This is a genomic window from Burkholderia sp. (genome assembly GCF_018375725.1).
GTDB lineage: Bacteria > Pseudomonadota > Gammaproteobacteria > Burkholderiales > Burkholderiaceae > Burkholderia.
The window spans coordinates 1-2,455 of sequence record NZ_JAHACR010000444.1 but is presented as its reverse complement, the minus strand read 5'-3'; the positions used below and the strand labels follow the sequence as shown (position 1 = coordinate 2,455).

3 protein-coding genes are annotated in these 2,455 nt (G+C 67.7%); all 3 read left to right on the top strand.

Going from position 1 to position 2,455, the window contains the following annotated elements:
* Window positions 1–84 precede the first annotated feature (84 nt).
* Entirely contained in the window at window positions 85–1,005 is a 921-nt protein-coding gene (locus KH616_RS24135) for an SDR family NAD(P)-dependent oxidoreductase (protein ID WP_292253709.1), read from the top strand.
* The gene (locus KH616_RS24130; RefSeq protein WP_292253706.1) at window positions 1,002–1,901 is read left to right on the top strand and encodes a metal-dependent hydrolase; all 900 of its coding nucleotides are present in this window, start codon (window positions 1,002–1,004) and stop codon (window positions 1,899–1,901) included. Before KH616_RS24135 ends, KH616_RS24130 begins: the two co-directional genes overlap by 4 nt.
* 22 nt (window positions 1,902–1,923) lie before the next feature.
* Window positions 1,924–2,455 (top strand): alpha/beta fold hydrolase (locus KH616_RS24125; protein ID WP_292253704.1); only part of this gene is annotated, 532 nt, incomplete at its 3' end.

Below are 2,455 nucleotides of genomic sequence, written 5' to 3'. Positions count from 1 at the left end.
GCGCCGCGACGCCGTCCAGCCGGCGGGGACGACGCGCGCCGCGTCAGCCGAAGCCGCCTGAGACCCGAACAAGGAGCCAACGACATGAGAGATTTCGCCAACAAAGTCGCCGCGATCACCGGTGCGGGCTCGGGCATGGGCCGCTCGCTCGCGCTGCAGCTCGCGCAGGCGCGCTGCCACCTGTCGCTCGCCGACAAGAACGCGGTCGGCCTCGCGGAGACCGAGCGCATCGTGCGCACGCTTGCGCCGTCGATACGCGTGACGACCTGCGTGCTCGACGTCGGCGACCGCGACGCGATGTTCGCGTGGGCCGACGACACCGCGAAGGCGCACGGCCAGGTCAACCTGATCTTCAACAATGCGGGCGTGGCGCTGTCGAGCACGATCGACGGGATGGAATACAGCGATCTCGAGTGGATCGTGAACATCAACTTCTGGGGCGTCGTCCACGGCACGAAGGCCTTCCTGCCGTATCTGAAGGCATCCGGCGACGGCCACGTGGTCAATACGTCGAGCATCTTCGGGATCTTCGCGCAGCCGGGCATGAGCGGCTACAACGCGACCAAGTACGCGGTGCGCGGCTTCACCGAATCGCTGCGCCAGGAACTCGACATGATGCGGTGCGGCGTATCAGCGACCTGCGTGCATCCGGGCGGCATCCGCACGAACATCGCGCAATCGAGCCGCGTCTCGAAGAACATGGTCGGCTTCATGGTCGAGAGCGAGCAGCAAGGCAAGGACGCGTTCGAGAAATTCTTCATCACGACCGCCGACGACGCCGCCCGCACGATCCTCGCCGGCGTGCGCAAGAACAAGCGCCGCGTGCTGATCGGCCGCGATGCCCGCGGCGCCGACCTGATGGCGCGCATCCTGCCCGCCGCCTATCAGGCGCTTGTCGTGCTCGCCACCCGCCACGAAGCCGCCAAGGCGCGCCGCCGCGCCGCACGCACCGAAGGCGCGCATGCCACGTACAACAACACGGAAAAACAAGGAGAACCGTCATGATGCCGATTCGCCGGGACGTTCGCTTCGCTCTGCCGCCCGACCGCGCCTGCGACTGGCACGTCAAGGGCGTGCCCGTCACCCACTTCATGAACGCGCTGTCGCTGCTGTTTCCCGCCGGCGAGCGCTTCTTCATGGATGCCGTCCGCCACTACCGCGACCAGATCGCCGACCCCGAACTGAAAAAACAGGTGATGGGATTCATCGGCCAGGAAGCGATGCACACGCGCGAGCACGTCGAGTACAACGACCTGCTGCAGTCCGCCGGGCTGCCCGCGCACAAGCTCGACAAGCGGCTGTGGACGATCCTCGGTTATGGCCGCAAGATCCTGCCGCCGTCGCTGCAGCTCGCGGTGACGATCGCGCTCGAGCACTACACGGCGATGCTCGCCGACCTGCTGCTGTCGGACAGCGGACACCGCATCGACGGCTCCGTCGACGGCTACACGCAGATGTGGCTGTGGCACGCACTCGAGGAAACCGAACACAAGGCGGTGTCGTACGACGTGTGGAATGCGGTGATGGCGCCCGGCCTGAAGCGCTACCTGATGCGCACCGGCACGATGGTGCTGACGACGCTGCTGTTCTGGACGATCGTGTTCGATTACCACGTGCGGCTACTGGTCTCGCACCGCCGCCGTCACGGGAAATGGCAATTCGGCGGCATCGGGTCGCTGGTGAAGTTCCTGTACGGCCCGCGTTACGGCATGTTCCCCGGCATCGCGATGGAGTGGCTGCGCTTCTTCAAGCCGGGTTTCCACCCGTGGGACCACGACAACCGCGCCGTGCTGGGCCGCATCGACGGTCTGCTCGCGTCGATCGACGCGACCAACGCACGCTACGCCGCACAGGCCGCGCCGCGCCGCGTGCCGCTGCATCCCGCGCCGCAGCAGGCGTGACGTCCTTGCCCGTACCCACGTGATGCTGACCGTCAAATCGGGCGACCTGAGGCTCGCCGTCTACGTGAGCGGCCCGCGCCGCGCGCCGCCCGTCATCCTCGTGCACGGCTACCCGGATTCGGCGGCCGTCTGGGAGCCGGTTCGCGCGCGGCTCGCGGCACGCTACCGCGTGATCACGTACGACGTGCGCGGCGCAGGCGCGTCGGATGCGCCACGCGGCCGCGCCGGCTACACGCTTGCGCGGCTCGCGGAGGATCTGCGGGCGGTCGCCGACGCCGCCTGCGGCGACCGCCCGTTCCATCTCGTCGGACACGACTGGGGCTCGATCCAGTGCTGGGAGGCCGTGACCGACCCGGCATTCGGATCGCGCATCGCGTCGTACACGTCGATTTCCGGGCCCTGTCTCGACCATGTGTTCCGCGCGCGGATGCGGCTGCGGCAAAGCCTGAAGTCGTGGTACATCGCGTTCTTTCATCTGCCCGTCGTGCCGTCGCTGGCATGGCGGCTCGGCGGCGCCAGACTGTGTCCGCGCTGGCTGCAGCTCACGGAAAAGA

Excerpts from the sequence above, each read along its gene's own strand:
- KH616_RS24135 (WP_292253709.1), top strand. The coding sequence starts at position 85 with ATGAGAGATTTCGCCAACAAAGTCGCCGCGATCACCGGTGCGGGCTCG.
- KH616_RS24130 (WP_292253706.1), top strand. The coding sequence starts at position 1,002 with ATGATGCCGATTCGCCGGGACGTTCGCTTCGCTCTGCCGCCCGACCGC.